The organism is Streptomyces sp. NPDC012935 (assembly GCF_042900345.1).
Taxonomy (GTDB): Bacteria; Actinomycetota; Actinomycetes; order Streptomycetales; family Streptomycetaceae; genus Streptomyces.
This window is the reverse complement of sequence record NZ_JBIBBC010000131.1, coordinates 1-1,017: the sequence shown is the minus strand read 5'-3', so window position 1 is coordinate 1,017 and position 1,017 is coordinate 1. Positions and strand designations below refer to the sequence as shown.

Genomic DNA, 1,017 nt, shown 5'->3' with positions numbered 1-1,017 from the left:
GTCGTGCGGACGGTGCCGTCGGGGCCCGCCACCAGGACCGGGGTCCCGGATCCGCCCAGGTCGCGCACCGCCGCGAGGTCCTCGGCGCGCGCGCCGGCGTCCTCGGTCACGACCGCCGCCGCCTCCAGCGACGTCGCGCCCGACGCCACCGCCATCGCCACCGCCGTGCGCAGCGCGCTCAGCTCCAGGGACTCCAGGGCGACGGTCCCCGCGACATACGTCCGGCCGGTCTCGTCGCGTACGGCCGCCCCCTCGGGCACGCCGTTGCGGGCCCGCGCGGAACGGGCCAGGGTGACGATCTTGCGGTCCTCGGGGTCGAGCGCGCTGCTGTCGGTCATGTCCCCGAGCATACGGAGGACCGCCGGACCTACCCGGCCACGGGGTACATCGCCCCGCGCCGCGCCTCCGGCGAGGCCAGCCACTGGAGCTTCGCCGCCGTCGCCTCGTCCAGCGGGGTGTGCAGCACGATCGACAGATCCGGGCGCACCGGCATCTGCATCACGCTCGACTCCATGGTCAGCACCCCGACCAGCGGGTGGTCCAGCTCCTTACGGATCTGCCCCGCGTCCTCGATGTCCCGGCGCTCCCACAGCTCGGCGAACTCCGGGCTGGACGCCCGCGCCTCGGCCAGCACCTCCTGGAACCCCTCGTCGTCGGGGTTGGCCATGCACAGGGCGCGGAACTGGGCGACCACCGAGGAGGCGTTCTCCGCCCAACTCCGGGACCGGGTCCGGTACATGGGGTCGGTGAAGAAGTCGATCAGGCAGTTCCACCGCAGGCCAGGCCGCATGCCGAGCACGGTCGAGGCCGCCTCGTTGTACATCACGCCGTTGTAGTAACGGTCCATGATGTGCGCCGGGTTCGGCATCCACGTGTCGATCAGCCGCCGCAGCCCGTCGCACATCTCCCGCTTGTCCGGGGCGACTTCGGCCGCCGGCGGGTTGAGCCCGGCCAGCACGTACAGATGCCGGCGCTCGGCGTTGCTCAGCCGCAGCACCCGCGCCACCGAGTCCAGCA

The 1,017-nt window shown here is 73.0% G+C and carries 2 protein-coding genes; both read right to left on the bottom strand.

Annotated features, from left to right (window positions below):
• Positions 1-338, bottom strand: a 338-nt coding sequence (locus tag ACFY5C_RS42095; protein WP_389455405.1) for a cytidine deaminase, incomplete at its 3' end; no start/stop codon positions are given.
• A gap of 29 nt (positions 339-367) precedes the next feature.
• On the bottom strand, positions 368-1,017 hold a 650-nt coding region (locus ACFY5C_RS42090), incomplete at its 5' end, for an XRE family transcriptional regulator (protein ID WP_389455403.1).